Origin of the sequence: Streptomyces sp. NBC_00654 (genome assembly GCF_026341775.1) — a bacterium.
In the GTDB taxonomy this organism is placed as follows: Bacteria; Actinomycetota; Actinomycetes; order Streptomycetales; family Streptomycetaceae; genus Streptomyces.
The window spans coordinates 39,541-58,382 of record NZ_JAPEOB010000004.1 but is presented as its reverse complement, the minus strand read 5'-3'; the positions used below and the strand labels follow the sequence as shown (position 1 = coordinate 58,382).

Annotated in this window: 15 protein-coding genes; 5 read left to right on the top strand and 10 right to left on the bottom strand. The window is 69.4% G+C overall.

Translation table 11 applies throughout. From position 1 onward, the window contains the following. Window positions 1–43: 43 nt before the first annotated feature. The 4 genes from OHA98_RS38525 to OHA98_RS38510 form a co-directional block, all read right to left on the bottom strand. The gene (locus tag OHA98_RS38525) at window positions 44–316 is read right to left on the bottom strand and encodes an acyl carrier protein (RefSeq protein WP_266932732.1); all 273 of its coding nucleotides are present in this window, start codon (window positions 314–316) and stop codon (window positions 44–46) included. A gap of 31 nt (window positions 317–347) precedes the next feature. Then, window positions 348–1,568, bottom strand: a complete 1,221-nt coding sequence (locus OHA98_RS38520; protein WP_266932730.1) for a ketosynthase chain-length factor — start codon at window positions 1,566–1,568, stop codon at window positions 348–350. Further along, window positions 1,565–2,827 (bottom strand): beta-ketoacyl-[acyl-carrier-protein] synthase family protein, encoded by a 1,263-nt coding sequence (locus OHA98_RS38515; protein ID WP_323179710.1) that lies wholly within the window; start codon window positions 2,825–2,827, stop codon window positions 1,565–1,567. Before OHA98_RS38515 ends, OHA98_RS38520 begins: the two co-directional genes overlap by 4 nt. A 326-nt stretch (window positions 2,828–3,153) precedes the next feature. Beyond that, window positions 3,154–3,945, bottom strand: a complete 792-nt coding sequence (locus OHA98_RS38510; RefSeq protein WP_266932727.1) for an AfsR/SARP family transcriptional regulator — start codon at window positions 3,943–3,945, stop codon at window positions 3,154–3,156. Between the two features lie 609 nt (window positions 3,946–4,554). Here OHA98_RS38510 and OHA98_RS38505 point away from each other — a divergent pair. After that, window positions 4,555–5,691: a sensor histidine kinase gene (locus OHA98_RS38505; RefSeq protein ID WP_266932726.1), complete on the top strand. Its 1,137-nt coding sequence runs from the start codon at window positions 4,555–4,557 to the stop codon at window positions 5,689–5,691. Between the two features lie 6 nt (window positions 5,692–5,697). Further along, on the top strand, window positions 5,698–6,312 hold the full coding sequence (locus OHA98_RS38500) for a response regulator transcription factor (protein ID WP_266932725.1): 615 nt from the start codon (window positions 5,698–5,700) through the stop codon (window positions 6,310–6,312). Between the two features lie 44 nt (window positions 6,313–6,356). Here the strand turns inward: OHA98_RS38500 and OHA98_RS38495 are convergent, their stop codons facing one another. The 5 genes from OHA98_RS38495 to OHA98_RS38475 form a co-directional block, all read right to left on the bottom strand. Then, window positions 6,357–8,096, bottom strand: a complete 1,740-nt coding sequence (locus tag OHA98_RS38495) for a fatty acyl-AMP ligase (protein WP_266932724.1) — start codon at window positions 8,094–8,096, stop codon at window positions 6,357–6,359. A 126-nt stretch (window positions 8,097–8,222) separates the two neighbouring features. After that, window positions 8,223–9,182, bottom strand: a complete 960-nt coding sequence (locus OHA98_RS38490; RefSeq protein WP_266932723.1) for an aromatase/cyclase — start codon at window positions 9,180–9,182, stop codon at window positions 8,223–8,225. A gap of 76 nt (window positions 9,183–9,258) precedes the next feature. Then, entirely contained in the window at window positions 9,259–10,293 is a 1,035-nt protein-coding gene (locus OHA98_RS38485; RefSeq protein WP_266932722.1) for a ketoacyl-ACP synthase III family protein, read from the bottom strand. A gap of 26 nt (window positions 10,294–10,319) precedes the next feature. After that, window positions 10,320–11,951 (bottom strand): citramalate synthase, encoded by a 1,632-nt coding sequence (gene cimA / locus OHA98_RS38480; RefSeq protein WP_266932720.1) that lies wholly within the window; start codon window positions 11,949–11,951, stop codon window positions 10,320–10,322. 82 nt (window positions 11,952–12,033) lie between these two features. Then, the gene (locus OHA98_RS38475) at window positions 12,034–13,269 is read right to left on the bottom strand and encodes a CaiB/BaiF CoA-transferase family protein (RefSeq protein ID WP_266932718.1); all 1,236 of its coding nucleotides are present in this window, start codon (window positions 13,267–13,269) and stop codon (window positions 12,034–12,036) included. 220 nt (window positions 13,270–13,489) lie between these two features. Between OHA98_RS38475 and OHA98_RS38470 the strand changes: the two genes are divergently transcribed. The 3 genes from OHA98_RS38470 (at window position 13,490) to OHA98_RS38460 (ending at window position 17,000) form a co-directional block, all read left to right on the top strand. After that, the gene (locus OHA98_RS38470) at window positions 13,490–14,272 is read left to right on the top strand and encodes an SDR family NAD(P)-dependent oxidoreductase (RefSeq protein ID WP_266932716.1); all 783 of its coding nucleotides are present in this window, start codon (window positions 13,490–13,492) and stop codon (window positions 14,270–14,272) included. A 165-nt stretch (window positions 14,273–14,437) separates the two neighbouring features. Beyond that, the gene (locus OHA98_RS38465; protein ID WP_266932715.1) at window positions 14,438–15,904 is read left to right on the top strand and encodes an MFS transporter; all 1,467 of its coding nucleotides are present in this window, start codon (window positions 14,438–14,440) and stop codon (window positions 15,902–15,904) included. Window positions 15,905–15,962: 58 nt separating this feature from the next. Beyond that, on the top strand, window positions 15,963–17,000 hold the full coding sequence (locus OHA98_RS38460) for an NADP-dependent oxidoreductase (protein WP_266932714.1): 1,038 nt from the start codon (window positions 15,963–15,965) through the stop codon (window positions 16,998–17,000). A gap of 449 nt (window positions 17,001–17,449) precedes the next feature. On the opposite strand, the gene OHA98_RS38455 is transcribed toward OHA98_RS38460, so the two are convergent. Beyond that, window positions 17,450–18,676 carry a cytochrome P450 gene (locus tag OHA98_RS38455; protein ID WP_266932713.1) on the bottom strand — a complete coding sequence of 409 codons (1,227 nt, stop codon included), beginning with the start codon at window positions 18,674–18,676 and terminating at the stop codon, window positions 17,450–17,452. Window positions 18,677–18,842 lie beyond the last annotated feature (166 nt).

Below are 18,842 nucleotides of genomic sequence, written 5' to 3'. Positions count from 1 at the left end.
AGAGGGGGCCTCCAGCCCGCCCCGGGGGCGGGCACGTGGTGCTTCAGCCGGCCTGCGGTACTTCCCCACTGGTGTTGATCAGCGTCAGCAGGGCATGCGGGGTGTCCGCGTGGGCGATTGCCTCGTCCGGCAGCCGGATGCCGTATTCGCGCTGGATCTGGCCGATGACTTGGAGCATGGCCAGGGAGTCGTAGCCGAGTTCGTCGAAGGGGACGTCCAGGACGTCCCCGTCCAGGTCGACACCTTCTTCCTCGCCCGCGCTCTCACGCAGCATCCGGGTGAGGTCGGTCAGGGTTACCGTGGTCGTGGCAGACATGCCAGGGATCCTCTCGTTCGGTGTCGGACGGTCAGTTCTCGGTACGGCGCAGGACGAGGGCCGCGTTGAAGCCCCCGTATCCGCGCGCCAGGACGAGGGCCGAGCTCGGGTTCGTGTCGCGGGGCTGCCCTGTGACCAAGTCGAGCCCGTACGCGGGCGCGGGGACGCGCACGTTGACGGTCGGGGGAATCACCCCGTCACGCAGGGAAAGCAACGCGGTGGCCACATCGAGGGCGGCGCCTCCGGCGAGGAGTCGGCCGGTCATGGTCTTGGGAGCGGTCACCGGCACTGCGCGCCGCCCGAACAGCCCGGTGATGGCCGCCGCCTCGGCCTGGTCGAGTTCGGGTACGCCCGCCGCGTCGGCGAAGACCACGTCGATGCCCTGTGGGGTGAGGCCCGCGTCGGTGATGGCGTTCTCGGCCGCCCGCCGCAGGCCGGATGGCCGGCCGGTGCCCGGCGCCGGGTCCATGGTCGCCGCATAGCCGGCGACCTCGCCGTAGACGCGTGGAGCACCGCGTTCCCGCGCCGACGCGGCGTCCTCGAGAATGACGACGGCACCTCCCTCGCCGACGACGTACCCGCAGGCGTCCGTGGAGAAGGGCAGGTAGGCGCGGTCCGCTTCCGTGACGGTGCTCATGCGGCCGGAAGCGATCTGGGGCACCCACCCCCAGGGACACAGGGCCGCGTCCACACCGCCGGACACGACGAGGGGAGTGCCCTTGCGGACGTGCCGCCGGGCGTGGCCGATGGCGTCGATGCCCCCGGCCTGTTCGGTGAGCAGGACTCCGCTGGGGCCGCGCATCTTGTGCCGGATGGAGATCTGGCCGGTGTTGACCGCGTAGAACCAGGCGAAGGACTGGTAGGCACTGACGTACTCCTTGCCCTTGCTCCACAGGTTCTCCAGTTCCCGCTGGCCGAACTCGACGGCCCCGCCGGAGGCGGCGGTCACCACACCCATGCCGTACTCGGGCAGTTGCCGCAGGTCGGCACCGGAGTCGCCGATGGCCCAGTCGGCGGCGGCGAGTGCGAGCCGGGTCATGTGGTCCGTCTGCGGCATCAGCCGGCTGGGTATGTGCTCCTCGGCGACGAAGCCCTTGACCTCACCGGCGAGCACGGACGGGTACTGGGCGGGATCGAAGCGGGTCAGCGGGGCCAGACCGCTCTGCCCCGCCAGGGTAGCCTTCCAGAAAGCCTCCGTTCCGAGGCCGTTGGGCGCGGCGACACCGAGGCCCGTCACAACAGCGGCGGTCATGACCGCGTCTCCGGACGGGTGAGGAGCATGGCGCTCTGGAAACCGCCGAAGCCGCTGCCGACGCTGAGCACCACGTCTGCCTGCCGCTCGCGCGCCGTCAACGGGATGTAGTCGAGGTCGAGTTCGGGATCGGGCTCGTGCAGGTTGGCGGTCGGGGGCAGCACACCGTGTTCCATCGCCAACGCACAGGCGACGATCTCCAGGGAGCCGATCGCGCCGAGCGAGTGCCCGATCATCGACTTGACCGAGCTGATCGGCACCTTGTAGGCGTGATCGCCCAGACTGCGCTTGAACGCGCCCGTTTCGTGGCGGTCGTTCATCTTGGTGCCGGAGCCGTGAGCGTTGATGTAGCCGATGGCATCCGGCGCAAGGCGGGCCTCCTGCAGGGCGGCGTCGATGGCCTCGGCCATCTCGCGTCCGTCCGGCTTGAGCCCCGTCATGTGGTACGCGTTGCAACGGGAGGCGAACCCGGCGATCTCGGCATATATGTGTGCCCCACGCCTCCGGGCGCTCTCCCACTCCTCGAGGACCACGATCGCCGCGCCTTCCCCCAGCACCAGGCCGGCGCGGGTGCGGTCGAAGGGCCGGCAGGCGCGTTCCGGTTCGTCGTTGTGCGGGGTGGTGGCGTGGATGGCGTCGAAGCAGGCGGAGGTAATGGGGGAGATCGGGGCCTCGGTGGCGCCCGCGACCATCACGTCGACACTTCCCTCGCGGATCAGCTCCACCGCGTGACCGAGCGCGTCGAGCCCCGAGGTGCAGCCGGTCGACACTACGGCGGCAGGGCCTTCGGCCTGTGCGACCCAGGCGACTTCGGCCGCCATCGTGTTGGGTACGAAATGCCGGTACAGCTCCGGTACGGCGTACTCGTGGTCAACGTTCCACTTGCGCCCGCCGTCGCTGACGACCACGTACTCGCGCTCCAGGCTCGTGGTGCACCCCACTGCACTGCCGATCGACGTGCCGATCCGGCCAGGGTCGAGGCGGGAGACGTCCAAGCCGCTGTCGGCGAGTGCCTCGCGGGTGCTCACCACGGCGAACTGGGCAGCTCGGTCGAGTCGTCGGATCTCCTGCGGCGTCAGGCCCGCGGACACCGGATCGAAGTCGCACTCGGCCGCGACCCGTGAGCGGAAGGGCGAAGGGTCGAAGAAGCTTATGGTGCGTGTGGCGGACCGGCCGGCGGTGAGGAGTTCCCAGTACTCCTTCACCCCGATGCCTCCCGGGGCTACCGCCCCCAGACCCGTGATGGCGACTCTGCGCAAGTTCGTCACCTCGTTTCCGTGAGGACCGAGCGGCTGCGGGTTCGTGGGCCGGGCCGAGCTGTGCCAGTCACTGTGGGTTTCCTCTCTCATCGAGCCGGGCCAGCGGGCGAGACGCCGCAGGGTCTCTGCCTTCGCGTCCCGCCCGCTGAATCGGTCGGGGTGCGCTCGTGACGCGCCGCCGCTGTCGATCCGGTTCATCGTTCGGTGGCCCCCTCGATGAACGCTTGTGCCGACATGGAGCGCGTCGCTGGGGCTGAGGCGGGCACGCCGACGCGAAAATGTGGACGTGCCGAGGGCACGTCCACACCTCGGGCGAGCGGACCGGTTCAGAGCGCGGCGACTTCCAGGTCCAGCGCCGGGTCACCGGTCAGTACCGACTGATGCAGCCGCCGCAGCCGGGGGGAAGGCTCGAGGCCCAACTCTTCGACGAGAGTGGACCGCAGTTGCTGGAACGCCTGAAGAGCCCGCCAGGCGTTGCCGGAGCGGTAGGCGGCCAGCATGAGCAGCGCGCAGAAGTTCTCGTGCATGGGGTAACGGGCCGTCAGCACGGTTAGCTCCGGCACGAGTTCGGAATGGCGGCCCAGCCGCAGGTCGGCGCCGATACGCCGCTCCAGGACCGCCAGCCGGTCCTGGTCGATCCGGAGCACCTCCAGTTCCAGCACCCTTCCGACGCGCACGTCGACCAGGGCCGGCCCCCGCCACATGCCGAGGGCCGTACTGAGCAGTTCGGACGCCGCGTGGTCGTCATGCGCGTCGAGCGCGGCCCGCCCGGCGGACGCATACCGCGCGTACTCCTCAGCGTCCACCTGCCCTGGGGATATGTCGAGCAGATAGCCGCCGTGGCGGGTGACCAGAACGTCCTTGGCCCCCCGTCCGGGACGGTCCGGGAACGCCGCTGTGATCTTGCGGCGCAGCTGGAGGATGTAGGTCTGCAGCGTGGTCGCGGCACTGCGGGGCACGGCCTCTCCCCAGATCTCCTCCATCAGGGTGGACACCGTGACAACCCGCCCTGCCTGGAGGGCGAGCAAAGCGAGGATCTGTCTGGGCTTAGCCGCACTCGGCACCACCGAGATCCCGCGCTCTTCAGCGCCTAGCGGACCCAGTACCTTGATTTCCATCTGCGCTCCCCTCGCACACCGGTACGACAGTGGTGGAGCCTCGCACTCCGGCTGCTCCGTGGCACAGTGAGGGAGACACGAGCGGCGTTGTGAATATGTCATACCGAGTGTGTGAAGGCTGCACTACCAAGAGCCACAGAATTGCACTGAGGATCTGTACTGACGATGTGCCGCACAGGCCACTGCCTGTGGGGATCGTGAGAGCAGGGAGCGCGTGGCGGGCAGTCTCGCGGGATGCGCCCCCTATGCGCCACTTCTTCCAGAAGCGATATACCGCAGTGAACCAGCCATGTTTTGAGTCGCAACTGGAGTAGGCGGTTCTCGCCCTACTGCTCGCAGTGGGGCGTGAGTTCCGGACTCCCCGGGTCCGGGATCGGCCGCGTCGCTGGAGTGAGCTCTGAGCCGAGGGAGGCTGATTTGTGCAGGTTTAAATCACTGCCTGTGATCGCACGGATGGGCGCAGTTGTCCTCCTGTTATTATCAGTTCGATATGCCAATGGTTTTATAATATGACCAATAGGGCATTTTTGAATTCAGGTATTCGGGGGATGCATGGATTCCTTATTTCGTGGTGAGTCCCGTGCCGGGAGGCGATCAAACCTCACCTGTATGGCTCTGCGAAATGCCCGGATGCTGGTCGTCGCTGTGGTGTTGAGCCACGGTGTGCTGGTTCTGGCCGACGTTGCGCAGCGCGCTCGGGGGGCGGGTGAAATCGTCGCCTGTGTGCTGTGTGCGGTACCGCTGCTCGGTTTTCAAGCCGTTCTCCCATTCTTGCCCTATCGGCAATGGGCGTCGACATGCAGAGTTTCTGTTTTCCTTTTCGTTGGGACAGCTACGTACGTCGCCGTCGTGTTCGGCGGAGCGAACTGGAATGGATTGGCCGCGCCACTGGCCGGTTCCGCGCTGCTGTTGCTGCCCGGAGTCCGCGCGTGGGGCGCCTACGCACTAGTCGTCGTCAGCGCACCCGTGCGTGCCGCGGTTCACGGGGCAGCTCTGTTGCCTTCCGTCGGTTTCGCTCTGGCCGCCGGTCTGAGCGGGCTCGTCGTCTTCGGCCTCGCCCGGCTCACCCATCTCGTCTCGGAGGCATGGGCCTCGCGCGCGGAGGCAGCTCGCACGGCTGTCGTGCGCGAGCGGCTCCGCTTCTCCATGGACCTGCATGACCTGCTCGGCTACAGCCTGTCGTCGATCGCGTTGAAGAGCGAGCTGATCTATCGGCTGGTGCCCAACCAGCCGGATCAGGCGCGCAAGGAGATCGACGAGATCCTCGACATCTCCCGCCAGGCCCTGTCGGACGTGAGGCTGGTGGCGAGGGGCTACCGGGGCATGTCGCTGGAGGGGGAAGCGTCTTCCGCGGAGTCGGTGCTGAACTCCCTCGGCGTCGTCGCCCACGTGGACATCCGGTGCGGGAGTCTGCCACCTGACGTGGACACCGTCCTGGCCACCGCGGTGCGCGAGGGCGTGACCAACGCCCTCCGACACGCCCACGTCAGGCACGTCACGATTCGGGTGGTCGACGAGCAGGGGAAGGTCCGGCTCATGGTGGCCAACGACGGCGTAGTCAGCACGGCATCCGGACAACGTTGTTCCGACGGCAGCGGTCTGCACAACCTGGCCAGCCGGTTCGATGTCGTCGCGGGCCGCATCGTCGCGGGAGTGATGGATGACGGCTGGTTCCACCTGGTGGGCGAGATTCCCCTGGCCGTCCCACTGGAATCCGTCCGGCCAGCCTCCCGACAGGGAGATTAGAGGTCCATGTTGTCCGTCAGAGTGCTCATTGCCGAAGACGTCTCTATGCTTCGTGGGGCCCTGGTCGCCCTGCTGGAACTGGAGTGGGACCTGGAAGTGGTGGCGGCAGTCGGACGCGGGGACGCGATCGTGCCGACCGCCCTCAGGACTCAGCCGGACGTCGCCGTCATAGATATCAGCCTGCCCGGCATCGACGGGTTGAGCGCCGCGATGGAGCTGCACCGACAACTGCCCAACTGCCGCACCATCATGCTGACCGGGCTGGGCCGCTCGGGCACACTGCGCCGTGCCCTGGACGCCAGGGTCTCCGGTTTTCTGCTCAAGGATTCCGATCCGCAACGACTCGCCCACGCCATTCGTGCCGTCGCGGCGGGGCAGCGTGCCATCGATCCCGAACTGGCACTGTCGGCCTGGGACGTCCAGGACAGTCCCCTGACCAGGCGAGAGCTGGAGGTGCTCAGGCTGGCGGCCCAGGGCGCGGAGGCGGAGGAGATCGCCGGACGCCTGTACCTGTCCAAGGGCACCGTCCGGAACTACCTGACGTCCATCGTGACCAAGCTCAACGCCCGCAACCGGGTCGACGCCATCCGTATCGCCGAACAGGCGGGGTGGATCCCCTGAGAGCCGGCAGGGGAGCGCCGAACGGGCCGCCTCGATGTGGCGGCTCAGGCGTCCCCGGCGCCGATGAATTCCTGAACGTCGCGCGCCACCAGCTGATGGATGGCCTTGAGTTCGCCGCTGAGCAGGAGCTGACGCAACTCGCCGCGTTTCAGCGCGCCGCCGGTTGTCCGGCGTATCGTCCCGGATCGTACGAGGAACACCCCGCCCGGGGTGAGCTGGAACTCCGCGGCGAGGCATTCCCGCACCGCGCTGACGAGAGCGGGGAGATCGACGTCATAGTGGCCGTCCCCCCGCAGTTCCAGGACCACCACCACGTGCTCGCGCTCAGCGCCGACCCCGAAAGCGGCGCCGGCCCCGAACAGATTGCTGACCTGGCGGACAGCACGTTCCAGATCCCCGGGAAACAGATGGCGGTCGGCCAGCACAACGGTGTCCTCAATCCGTCCGGTCACATACAGACGGCCGTCCGACAGCGCGCCGAGGTCTCCCGTGCGCAGGAAGCCGCGCGCGCCGTCGCCGGTTCGGGCGTTGAACGTCTCGGCGGTCTCCCGAGGACGGTTCCAGTAGCTGTGCGCAACCGCCGACCCCCGGACCCAGATCTCGCCGGTCCGTCCGTCCGGCAGGACCTCGAGGCTCACCGGGTCGACGATGCGCAGTTCGGCACCGACCGGGGTGCCGCGGTCCGCTAGGGTGCGCGTAGGGCGGCCGGGAACCGGATCACACAGCTCCTGGTGTTCCAGTCCTGCCACGTCCACGGTGCGGTGGGCCGCTTCGGCACCCGGTCCGAGACCGGACACCAGCAGGGGGACCTTGGCCGGTCCGTAGCAGGTCCTGAGCGAGTCGGACCGAAAACCCGCCGGAGCGAACCGGTCGGCGAAGGCGCGCAACGTCTCGGGCCGGACTGGCCCCGACGCGCTGACGGCCGTCTCCCAGCCCGACAGGTCCAGCCCGGCCAGTTCCCGGTCACCGACCTGGCGCACACATAGGTCGTACGCCGAGCCGGGACCTCCGCTCACTCGTATCCGGTGGGCCGAGACGGCCTCCAGCCAGGCCGCCGGTCGCCGGGTGAACACGCTCGGACTCAGCAGGATGCAGGTGCCTCCGAGCCAGAGCGGGTGCAGGAACTGTCCGACCAGGCCCATGCCGTGGTGGATCGGCAGCCAGCCGCCGATTCGGTCGCCCGGCCGCGTGTCCAGCGCCCGGGCGACGGCCCGCTGGCCGGCGAGCAGGTTCCGGTGGGTCAGGACCACGCCACGGGGTTCCCTGGCGGAACCTGACGTGTACTGCACGAGCGCCGGTTCGTCGGCGTCGGCCATCGGCGTGCGCAGTCCGTCCCCGTCCGGCACCGACTCCACCGCCAGGCAGCTGATCCGGTCGTGGCCGTGACGGGCCAGCAGCACGGAGAGGTCCGGGGCCGTCGCAGCGTCCGTGAGGGCGACCCTGGCTGACGCGTCCCTGGCGATCCCGAGCACCCGCTCCGCGTGATGGCGGCTCGCACCCGGCACCGCGACAGGCACAGCGACCGCGGCGGCGTACAGGCAGGCGAGCATGCTGACCGCGAAGAGTAGGGGGGAGGGCTGCAGCACCAGCACGTGCTGACCGGCGGGGCCGTGCTCCCGCAGCCAGCCAGCCAGTGCCGCGGCGCCGCGGTCGAGTTCACCGTAGGTCAGACGCTCGATCGGCGTGCCTGTGCCGTTCTCGCCCAGGGACACCAGCGCCTCCCGGTCGGGGGTCGCCGCGGCCCTCTCGCGGATCACCTCGCCATACGTACGGTCGTTCTTCAACGCTCCCCCTGGAAAGCAGCCGGGCCCGTCGGCAATCGCCCCGGGTCACGCATCGGTGGTCTCGAACGGCGACCGCGCGGCGGAGGACTGGGACGAAGCGTCCCTGGCGCCCCGCCGTCGGGCGCGCTACTCCACGTGCTGTTTAGCCATGAGCAGGGTCGCGGAGCTGTTGGTGCCGAGGGACCGACGGACCCTGGCACGCGCCTCGGCCAGCTTCGTGCTGGGCCCCAGCACCCGGCGTACGCCCTCCGGGTCGAGCACGACCGTGTGCCAGGAGGTGGCACGTACCACGGGCGTACCGGACTCGTCCTGGACGGAATCCACGACCCATCGCCCCGTGTGGCCGGTCATCACCGGCGGTGGCGTCGTCTGCTTGTAGACGATCAGCCCCCGGTCAGGAAAGCAAAGCCTGACCGAGGACGTCGTGTGCACGGAGCCGTCCGGGCCGTAGGTGTCCATGGTCATGTGCTGCACGCCGGGCTCGTCCTCGCTCAGCTCGAGCCGGGCGACGTGCGGAAGACGGCTCGGCCACGACTCGGCCCGTGCCAGGAAGTCGAATACCTCTCGCGGACTGCCGCTGATGTCCTGATGGGTGCTGAAGGTGAACCTCGACTGCGTGAAGTCGGCGAACCGCTCGGCCGTGGTCCTCAGCGCATGCAGCTCCGCTGTGCTGTTGGTGTCCACGGCGGTCTCGATCAGGCGCAGCGCCTCGGGGTCGTCGTCGACGGCCCGGTAGTCGTGCAGCAGCGTCACCCGGCAGCCGCCCGCCGTCTCCTCGATCCGCCACACGCCGCCCATCGACGCCACCGGCGGCGCGGACACCACCTGACGGAACGTCACCGTGCTGGCCGACGGGTCGAGGGACCGACGAGAGGTCCAGTTGCGCACCTGGCCGTTCGCGAACGCCCAGATCCGCAGCAACTGGTGTTGCCCGGTCTCCTCCAGCACCTCGGCGTGGACCGTCGGACCGAAGACATCGGGCCAGCCGGCCACGTCGGCGATGAGACCGTAGACGTCTGCGGCAGGCGCCGCGACGATGACACTGTGCTCCGCGACATGGGTCGTTGCCGCACTGCTACGCACCACAGGACGCTTCCTTTCAGCAGGGCCGCCGCAGCGGCGTCTTCCGGGGTCGAGGGTCGGTCGGACACCGGACAGAACGTCAGCCAGCGGCCCAGGCCGGACGGTCGAGGATGTCGACCACCGCGCAGCCCCAGCTGTATCCCGCGCCCACCGACATCAGGACACAGCGGTCACCGGGCACGGCCAGGCCGGACACGACGAGTTGGTCCAGGCTCGCGAACTGGTCGCCGGCGCCCAGGTGGCCAACCGTCCGGCTCCAGTCCCACGTGGTGCGGTCCGGATCGATTCCGAACGGCCTGTAGTAGATGGACTGCAGCCGACGGCGGCCGAAATGCGGAAGGATCACCCACGCGGCGTCGGCGAGTTCCATCCCGGCGTCCGACAACGCCTCTTTGACGACGCTGTACTGCCCCGCACTGCTGCGGGCGACGGCGTACGAGATACCCATGCGCTCGACGAAAGACTGCTTGGCTGCGTCGAAGTCGACGGGCATGCCATGGGTGAACGGCGCCGGTGAGAACGGAGTGTTGCCACGGTGCAGGGGTTCGAGTTCGGAGTCGGCGAACAACGCCAGCGAGGACACCGACGCGAACCCGGCGCGTCGGGAGAGTACCAGTGCGGTACCTCCGTCGGCGTAGGGCGTGCCGGGGTCGGTGCGCCAGCGGTCGATGCCAGGTGGACAGAACCGGTCGGCGGTGGTGAGCAGAGCCTCGTGGCGGCTGGGCGTGGACCTCAGATACGCGGCGGCCAGGTCGAGCGCGGCCAGGCCGCCGTTGGACATCTGTCGGATCTCCAGAGCGGGGCAGGAGTTACGGAGCGTCTCCCGCTGGATGTAGGAGGCCACCGGCCAGAGATCCTGGCCCTGGTGGTAGGTGCTCGCGTGCAGGATCAGGTCGATGTCGTCCGCCTGCGCCTCGGCGCGGTCGAGGGCGCTGGCGGCCGCCGAGACCGCCATCTCCGCCGCCGACTCGTCGGGCGAGTACGCCACCGAGACGATGCCGGTGGTGTCGGCGGTCCGTGGCGGACACTCGCCCGCGGCGACCGCGTCGCTCACCCGCAGCGCGGCCGGGAGCCGGATGCCGGTGGCCCGTATGAAGATGCCTTCCAAACGCATGATCTTCCGTCCTGGGGCTCGGTCCGTCAGTGCGCTGTGGCGGCCGATTCGTGGCCGGCGGCCCGCGCTTCAGGGTTCAGGCCGTCGACCGGCGTCAGCAGGTAACGCACGGCGTCCATCAGAGCCTGGAAGAAGGCGGACCCGGTGTCACCGTCCACCCCCACGGTGTTCAGCCGGGCGGGGCCGTCGGTGAAGGAGGCGAGAACCCGGGCCGTCACTCGGCCGCCGGACCCGCCGGCCGGGAGGCGGACCTGGTAGTCGGCCAGCCGCAGCTGCCGCAGCCGGGGAAAACACGGGTCGAGGGCCTGGTGCACGGCCCGTTCGAGGGCGTCGACCGGGCCGGCGCCGGCGCCGTCGCCCTCGAACGGCATGCCGTTCACACGCAGACTGACCGATGCGCTGGACCGCGTCCGGCCGGCGCCGCCCGCCTCCGTGCCGACGTACCAGGAGAGGACATCGACCGACGGCACGGTGCGGTCCGTCGACAGCTCCGCGCGCAGCAGCAACTCGAAGGAGGCGTCCGCGGACTCGAAGCTGTAGCCGCGGTGCTCCAGCTCCTTGACCTTCGTAGCCAGCCGTGCAACCGCGTCCCCTGCGGAGGCGACGTCGTAGCCCAGCTCTCGAGCCTTGAGCAGGACCGACGACCGGCCGCCCATGTCGGACACCAGCGTGCGCATGGCATTGCCGACGTCATGAGGGTCGACGTGCTGGTACAGCTCACTGTTCACCCGCAGCGCGGAGGCATGCAGACCCGCCTTGTGCGTGAAGGCCGACCTTCCCACGTACGGGGCGCCGGCGGCCGGGGAGCGTCCTGTGATCTCGGCGATGGCGCGGCCTACGGCGGCCAGGTCGCCCAACCGGCTGGGCGGCAGGGCCGGCACACCGCGCTTGAGGATCAGGTTCGCGGCGAGCGTGAGGAGATTGGCGTTGCCGCACCGCTCGCCGTAGCCGTGCACCGTGCCCTGGACGTGGCGGGCCCCGGACGCCACCGCCGCCATCGTGTTGGCGACCGCGCACCCGGAATCGTCGTGGCAGTGGATGCCCAGCGGCACACCCGTGCTCTGGAGCGTGTCGGTCACTACCGCGCCCACCTCGTCGGGCAGCGAACCGCCGTTGGTGTCGCACAGCACGACGGTCTCGGCGCCGGCCTCCGCGGCGGTGCGCACGACTTCCAGGGCGTAGTCGCGGTTGGCCCGGTGGCCGTCGAAGAAGTGCTCCGCGTCGAGGAAGACCCTCCGGCCGGCAAGGACCAGGTGCCGCACGGTGTTGCCGATCGCCGCGAGGTTCTCGGCCAGGGTTGTCCTGAGGGCCAGTTCCACATGCCGGGGATGGCTCTTGGCCACCAGGGTCACGACCGGAGTTCCGGCAGCGACGAGCGCCCGCACCTGCGGATCGGTGGCGGCCGAGGTCTCGGGTTTGCGGGTGGCGCCGAACGCCACCAGTACGGCGTTGTCCAGGTGCAGTTCGGTGGCCGCGCGCCGGAAGAACTCTGTGTCCTTCGGTACGGCTCCCGGCCAGCCGCCCTCGATGAACCCCACACCCAACGTGTCGAGGCAACGCGCCACGGCGAGCTTGTCCTCCACCGACAGCACGAGACCTTCCTGCTGCATCCCGTCCCGCAGGGTCGTGTCGTAGAGCTGGAAGCTTTGTCCTGCCATCTGCCCGTCCTCCGGTGCTGGTGGGGTACCAGGTCGTGTCGGCTGCGACGCGAAAGCGTGCGGCCGGGTGCTCGCGTCGCGCTCAAGAGCGGCTGGGCGCGCCCCGACGCACACCGTCGGCGGGTTCGGTGCCGGCGCGTGCGGCGCCGGACGACAGCAGCCGCTCGATCTCCTCCTCGGACCACCCGGACTCGGCCAGGACCTCGCGCGTGTGCTGGCCGGGAATCGGGGGCGGCGCGGGCCGAGGCGGTTCGCCACCGTCGTACCGCGGCGCGGAGGCGGGCTGGAGGGCCGACCCGTCCGGCAGAAACGATCCGCGGGCCCTCAGGTGCGGATGGCGGGCCGCCTCCTCAACGCTCAGCACCGGGGTCACGCACGCGTCGGTGTCGGCGAAAGCGGACGCCCACTCGTCCCGGGTACGCCGGGCGAAGCGTTCCGCGAACACGGTGCGCAGCGCGTCCCAGTTGGCGCGCCTCCACCGGTCCGGCAACCGGCCGGGGTCCAGTCCCAGACCCCGTACCAGGGCCGTGAAGAACCGGTCCTCGATGGCTCCCACGGCGACGTACCTCCCGTCATGGCAGGGGTATACGCAGTAGAACGGCGCTCCGCCGTCGAGCAGGTTGCCGCCTCTGGCGGACTGCCACTGCCCGGTGCCCGACATGCCCAGCAGCATGCTCATGAGCAGTGCCGTGCCGTCCACGATGGCCGCGTCCACTACCCGGCCCCGGCCCGTCCGCCGCTGCTCCAGCACAGCCGCGAGGATGCCGCCGAAGAGCAGCATCCCGCCGCCCGCGAAGTCGCCCAGCAGGTTGACCGGAGGAACCGGGGGCCCTCCGGCCGGGCCGATCGCGTCTAGGACGCCGGTCAGCGCGATGTAGTTGATGTCGTGCCCCGGTGTCTGGGCCAGCGGGCCGTGCTGTCCCCACCCGGTCATGCGGGCGTACACCAGGGAGGGATTGCGGGCGTGGCACTGGTGCGGCCCTATGCCCAGACGCTCGGCCACTCCCGGGCGGAACCCCTCGACGAGGACGTCGCACTGTTCCGCCAGCCGCAGCGTGGCCCGCACCGCGTGGGGATTCTTCAGATCGAGAGCGACCGAGCGGCGCCCCCGGTCCAGCACCCGGTGCCACTCGGCGAAGGGGCGGTCGCCGTCGGCCCGGTCGACCCGGATCACCTCGGCCCCCAGATCGGCCAGCAGCATGCAGGCGAAGGGCGCCGGGCCGATGCCGGTCAACTCCAGTACGCGCAGACCGGACAGCGGTTTTGACCCCGCTTCCGCCTGCGCTCCTGCGGGTGAGTGACCACCGAATGCTGACATGACACGCTCCGTCGATCGGCGACACGGTTGCGGTTCAGCCTTCGCTACACCGGTCAAGAGCGGCTCGAACGCAGGAAGCGCCCTCGCGCAGACAGGTCCACCCGAGGTCCAGAGGGGCACAACCGTGGTGGTCCACGCTGGCCGTCCGACCGTCTTCGGCTCACGGCGGCACGGTGGGTCGCCGGTCCGCCCTCAGCCGACCGCTTCGAGGAGGGAAACCATGCCGGACCGAACCTTCGCGGGCCGCACCGTCGTCGTCACCGGCGCGGGCACGGGCATAGGCCGCGCCACCGCGCTGGCCTTCGCCGCGCAGGGCGCCACCACCGTGATCGTCTGCGGTCGCCGCAAGGAACGTCTGGACCAGGTCGCGGCCGAGCATCCGGCCGTCGTACCGGTGACCGCCGACGTGACGAGCGAAGCGGGAGCGGAGGCGCTGGCCGTCGAGGTGCGGGCCCGCGGTGGCGCGCTGGACGTCCTGGTGCACAGCGCCGGTGTCTTCCGCTTCACACCGCTTGCCGGGCTCGGGCCGGACACCGTGAGGGAAGTGCTGGACACCAACCTCCTGGGACCGTTGCTCGTCACCGGGCACCTGCTGCCGTACCTGCTCCCGCAGCGCGGAAGCATCGTCCTGGTCTCCAGCCGGGCTGGTCACAACCCGGGCCCCGGAAGTTCGGTGTACGCGGCTACCAAGGCGGGCGTGCACAGCCTGACCCGCAGTTGGGCGGCAGAGCTTGCCTCACACGGGATCCGGGTCAACGCGGTGGCCCCCGGCTTCGTGCGTACCGAGGCCTACGAGGCCAACGGCATGACACCGCAGCAGGTGGCGGGGTTGTTCGACGCGATCACCCCAGACATTCCGCTGGGGCGGGTGGCGGACGTCGACGACATCACCCCGTGGATCACGCGGTTGGCCGACCCGGCGGCGTCGTTGGTCACCGGCCAGATCATCACCGTCGACGGAGGCATGGACACGGGCTCGGACCAGGCTGGCCATGACCGCTGAGAAAGGGCGCGCCGGATCGTGTGCCGTTCGGCTTGGTGCGCTGCCCCTCGCGGACGTCACCTGACCTAAATGGCACCTAGCGTCGCTCACGAGGGTCCACCACCACTGTGAGCAGGGAGAAATCCAATGAGGTTCACGTCTCGTCCTGCGGCAAGCGAAGCGCCCGTGCCGAAGCTGGCGGCCGCCCGGATGCGCCGGTCGGCCATGGCCGTGGTCATGGCAGCGAGCCTCATGGACCTGGTCGACCTCACCATGGTCAATGTCGCCCTTCCAAACATCCGGACCGACATCGGCGTTCCCTCCGGCACGCTCCCCTGGATAACCGGTGGTTACGCTCTCGCGTTCGCCGTCGTCCTCGCGCCTGGTACCTGGCTGGGCGGCATTCACGGCCGCCGGCGGGTGTTCCTCGTCGGCATGGGTGCCTTCACTGTCGCGTCTGCGATGGGCGGGCTCGCACCCGGCCCCGAGACGTTGGTGGCCGCCCGGGTGGCGCAGGGTGCGGCGGCGGCGCTCATGGTTCCGCAGGTGCCCTTCATCATCGACGCCGTGTTCCCCGCAGGCGGGCAGGGGAAGGCTGTGGCCCTTTTTGGCGCGGTGATCGGGCTGGGCTCGGTGGCTGGCCCGGTGTTCGGTGCCGCTCTCCTGGAGAGCGACCTGTTCGGCCTCGGCTGGCGTTCGGTGCTCCTGGTCAATCTGCCGATCGGGCTCGCGGGTCTGGTACTTGGACGCCTGTGTATCGCCGAGCGCCGGGACCGCCTGACCTCCGCCTCGAACTGGCCGGGGACGGCCGTGGCTGCCACCGGACTGCTGATGATCCTCTACCCGCTGAGCCGCGGACCGGGGACGGGGTGGTCGCCGTGGGGCCTTCTGTCCATTGCAGGAGGCTCGGGCATGTTGGCCGCCTTCGTCTGCCATGAACGGGCCAGGGGCGGCCGACGCGGCGGTCCGCTGGTGGTGACATCCCTCTTCACCATCCGGAGCTACGCCGTCGGCGTCGGAATCGAATTCCTCTACGGCACTTTGGGCGGCATCTACTTTCTCGCCTGGTGCTTTCACATGCAGGCCGGGCTCGGCTGGTCCCCGTTGCGAGCCGCCCTGTGCATGCTGTTCTTCGGCGCGGCGGTGGCCGTCTTCGCCGGACTGTCGCGTGACACGCTGTTCCCGAGGTACGGGCGGAAGGTGCTTCAGGCCGGAGCGCTCACGCAGTTGACCGGGGCCTTGGTGTACGGCTGGCAGACGCAGCACTACGGTACGGACATCCAACCGTGGCAGATTCTGCCGGTACTGGTCCTGCTCGGCGGCGGCATGGGACTGACAGTGGCACCGCTGTCAACGGTGTTGTTGGCCGATGTGTCTCACGAGCGGTTGCGGTCTGCGGCGGCGCTCGGCAACACGACCTATCAGCTGGGGACAGCGCTTGGGATGATCCTGCTCCCGGTGGCCTTCCCAGGGCTGCTGGACACCGGACATCCGGTCTCCGTGGCCTTCTCCCACACCCTGCGGTGGTTGGCCTGTCTCCTCGCGACGGCCTTCCTGCTCACCTTTGCGCTGCCTCGGCATCCTCGGCGGCATCCGTCGGAGGTGTCCCGGGCGCCCGGCGTGGCGGCGGGCGGCACTTCCTCGGCCGTCTGAGCCACCGTGCGCGGCCGCGGCCCCACCTCGCCCACAAGATCACCACGGAAGGAGAACGATGAGCACGCGGAACGTTCCGAAGATACCGAAGACGGCTCGGGAGGTCCGGCTCACCAAACAGCTGGAGGGGGAACTGACCCTCGACCACTTCGACATCGTCGAGACGCAGGTCCCGCAGCCGAGCAGGGGTGAGGTGCTCGTCCGCACCGACTACCTGTCCCTGGCAGCGGCCTACGCAGACCTCATGCGGCCCGGCTGCCAGTTACCGGTTCCCCCCTTCCTGCCAAGCGAACGCCTCGGCGGCGGTGTGCTGGGCACGGTGGTGCGCTCCGCCAGCCAGACACTGGCAGCCGGAGACCTGGTTCAGTCGATGAGCGGCTGGTCGGAGTACTCGGCAGGTCCCGCCGAGGCGTACGTCAAGCTTGAGCCGGGCCTTTTCCCGAGCCCCGTGTACTTCCTCAGCCAGGGCCCTACCGCCTACTACGGGATGGCTGACATCGCCCGGGCGGGCGAGGGGGACGTCGTCTTCGTCTCCGGTGCTGCGGGCGGGGTCGGGTCCCTCGCGGGACAGATCGCCAAGTGCCGCGGTGCCGCCCAGGTGATCGGCAGCGCCGGCAGCAAGGAGAAGGCCGACTACCTGGTCGACGAACTCGGCTACGACGCCGCCTTCGACTACCACGACGGGCCCGTCGTCGATCACCTGCGAGAACTCGCGCCCGACGGGATCAACGTGTTCTTCGACAACGTCGGCGGCGAGCAGTTCGAGGCCGCGGTCCAGGTAGCGGCCCCGCACGCGCGCTTCGCTCTGTGCGGGGCGCTGGCAGGTCAGATCGGCGACGGTCAGGCCGGTCACCCAAAGTTCGACCTCATGCGGGCCATCACCAGGCACCTGGAGATCAGGCCGTTCGCCTGCTACCACACACCCGAGCAGATCAACGCCTGGTACGAACACTTCGTGCAGTGGCACCGCGAGGGCCGCTTCGTCTTCCCGCACACCACCGTCGAGGGCGGCCTCACGCAGGCCCCCGAGGCGATGCTCGCGCTGCTGAAGGGGCGCTACCGAGGAAACGTCGCCGTACGGGTTACCTCCGGCTGACAGTACGACGACGGTGGCGGGTGCCGTCCGGCACCCGCCACCGTCGTGTCGCCATCGTTTTCAAGACCCGACGCGAGTCGCGTGGATCTCCACAGGTACGGCCCTGGCGAGCCGGCCGTCCGCGTCGTAGACCCGGGAAGTCCCCCGGCTGGCGAAGGACCGGCCGCTCTGGCTTGCGTGCTGCTCGATGTCCACCCACCCGACACAACGTCCGCCGTCGTCGACAACCGGCTCCGTGATACGGAACAGAAAGCCACCCGGCCCGAGCGACGACCAGCGCCCGGCACCGATCCCACCCGCGGTGAGCAGTGCGTGTCCGTAGGCCGTGAAGCAGAACGAGCCGACTGAGTCGCCTCCTGGCCTGCTCACCCGAGCCGTCCAGGTGCCGACCAGGGTCGAAGGAGCACGGGGCGGTGGCTTTCCCGCCGTTGCCGCGGACACCTGCCCGGCTACGAACGGGAGGCCGGTCCGACCGGCGTGAACCGCACCGGAAGGTGCTGCAGACCCCGCAACTGGAACGTGGGGGGCTTCCATGCGAGGTCCTCGTATGACACCGCCAGCGCCAGATCCGGGCACCGCTCCAGCAACGCGCGCAGGGCGATGGCACTTTCCATCCGTGCCAGCGGGGCACCGACGCAGTGATGGACACCATGCCCGAACGCCAGGTGCGCGCGCACCTCGCGCAGTTCCCGGCCGAGATCGAACCTGTCCGCCTCGGGGAACCGCCGAGCGTCCCGCCCGGCGGCCGACATACCGATCAGTACCACCTCGCCCGCCGGGATCTCGGTGTCGCCGATGAGCACCGGCTCGGTGGTGTAGCGGTACGCGGACACCTCAACCGGCCCGTCAAACCGCAGGACTTCCTCGACAGTGGCTTCCAGCAGAGACCAGTCGGCCCGCAGCACGGCGAGCTGATCAGGGTTGCGCAGCAGCGCCAGCGTTCCGCTGGAGATGACGTTTGCTGTGGACTCGTGCCCGCCGACCAGCAGAAGGAACGCCATACCGAGGAGTTCCTCCGGGGAGAGCCGGTCGCCGTCCTCCTGCACAGCACGGGCCATCGCGCCGAGCAGATCCTCACCGCCCTTCTTGCGCTTGGTATCCACCAGGGCGGACAGGTAGGCAGTCATCGCTTCCTGCGCGGCGTTTCCCCGTTCGGGTGTCGGCGGCGCCGACAGATCGCTCGACCACCGGTGGAAGTCCGCGCGGTCCCCCTCGGGGACGCCCAGCAGTTCGCAGATGACGGACATGGGAAGCGGCAGCGCGTAGGACTTGACCAGGTCCGCCTCACCCAACGACAGCATGGAGTCGAGCAGTTCGTGGGCGATCCGCTCGACACGCGGGCGCATGGACTGCACGCGGCGCAGTGTGAACTCCCGTGCGATGAACCTGCGCAGACGGGTGTGGTCCGGGGGGTCGACCTGCATCAAGGTCTTACCCACGACGTTCCGGCCGAGGTTCTCCCACGCTTTCAGATGTCGGATGTCATTGCTCAGCCGCGGATCGGTGAAGGCGGCCCGCGCTACCTCGTAGTCGGTGATCAGCCAGCAGTCACGTCCGTCCAGGACGCGGGCCCGGTGAACCGGACCCCGCTCGCGCAGTTCGGCGAAGAGCGGATAGGGGTCGGCGGTGAAACTCGGGTCGGATCCGGTGAGATCGGCGACCAGGGCCTCGGTCATGACGGCTCCAGGGAGTCGGAACGGTGATGGCTACGCAGGAGCGGCAGGCGCCCGGTCCGAAAACGTAGGCCGTGGCCCTCGACCTTCGCTCGTGCCCAGCTCATGAAGGGCAGGACCGCCTCTTCGGACGGGGCATGAGGCCAGCGAGGCCCGGTGATAATGAGCG

Excerpts from the sequence above, each read along its gene's own strand:
- OHA98_RS38500 (WP_266932725.1), top strand. The coding sequence starts at position 5,698 with ATGTTGTCCGTCAGAGTGCTCATTGCCGAAGACGTCTCTATGCTTCGT.
- cimA (WP_266932720.1), bottom strand. The coding sequence starts at position 11,951 with ATGGCAGGACAAAGCTTCCAGCTCTACGACACGACCCTGCGGGACGGG.
- OHA98_RS38475 (WP_266932718.1), bottom strand. The coding sequence starts at position 13,269 with ATGTCAGCATTCGGTGGTCACTCACCCGCAGGAGCGCAGGCGGAAGCG.
- OHA98_RS38485 (WP_266932722.1), bottom strand. The coding sequence starts at position 10,293 with ATGCGTTTGGAAGGCATCTTCATACGGGCCACCGGCATCCGGCTCCCG.
- OHA98_RS38520 (WP_266932730.1), bottom strand. The coding sequence starts at position 1,568 with ATGACCGCCGCTGTTGTGACGGGCCTCGGTGTCGCCGCGCCCAACGGC.
- OHA98_RS38455 (WP_266932713.1), bottom strand. The coding sequence starts at position 18,676 with ATGACCGAGGCCCTGGTCGCCGATCTCACCGGATCCGACCCGAGTTTC.
- OHA98_RS38510 (WP_266932727.1), bottom strand. The coding sequence starts at position 3,945 with ATGGAAATCAAGGTACTGGGTCCGCTAGGCGCTGAAGAGCGCGGGATC.
- OHA98_RS38505 (WP_266932726.1), top strand. The coding sequence starts at position 4,555 with ATGGCTCTGCGAAATGCCCGGATGCTGGTCGTCGCTGTGGTGTTGAGC.
- OHA98_RS38470 (WP_266932716.1), top strand. The coding sequence starts at position 13,490 with ATGCCGGACCGAACCTTCGCGGGCCGCACCGTCGTCGTCACCGGCGCG.
- OHA98_RS38525 (WP_266932732.1), bottom strand. The coding sequence starts at position 316 with ATGTCTGCCACGACCACGGTAACCCTGACCGACCTCACCCGGATGCTG.
- OHA98_RS38460 (WP_266932714.1), top strand. The coding sequence starts at position 15,963 with ATGAGCACGCGGAACGTTCCGAAGATACCGAAGACGGCTCGGGAGGTC.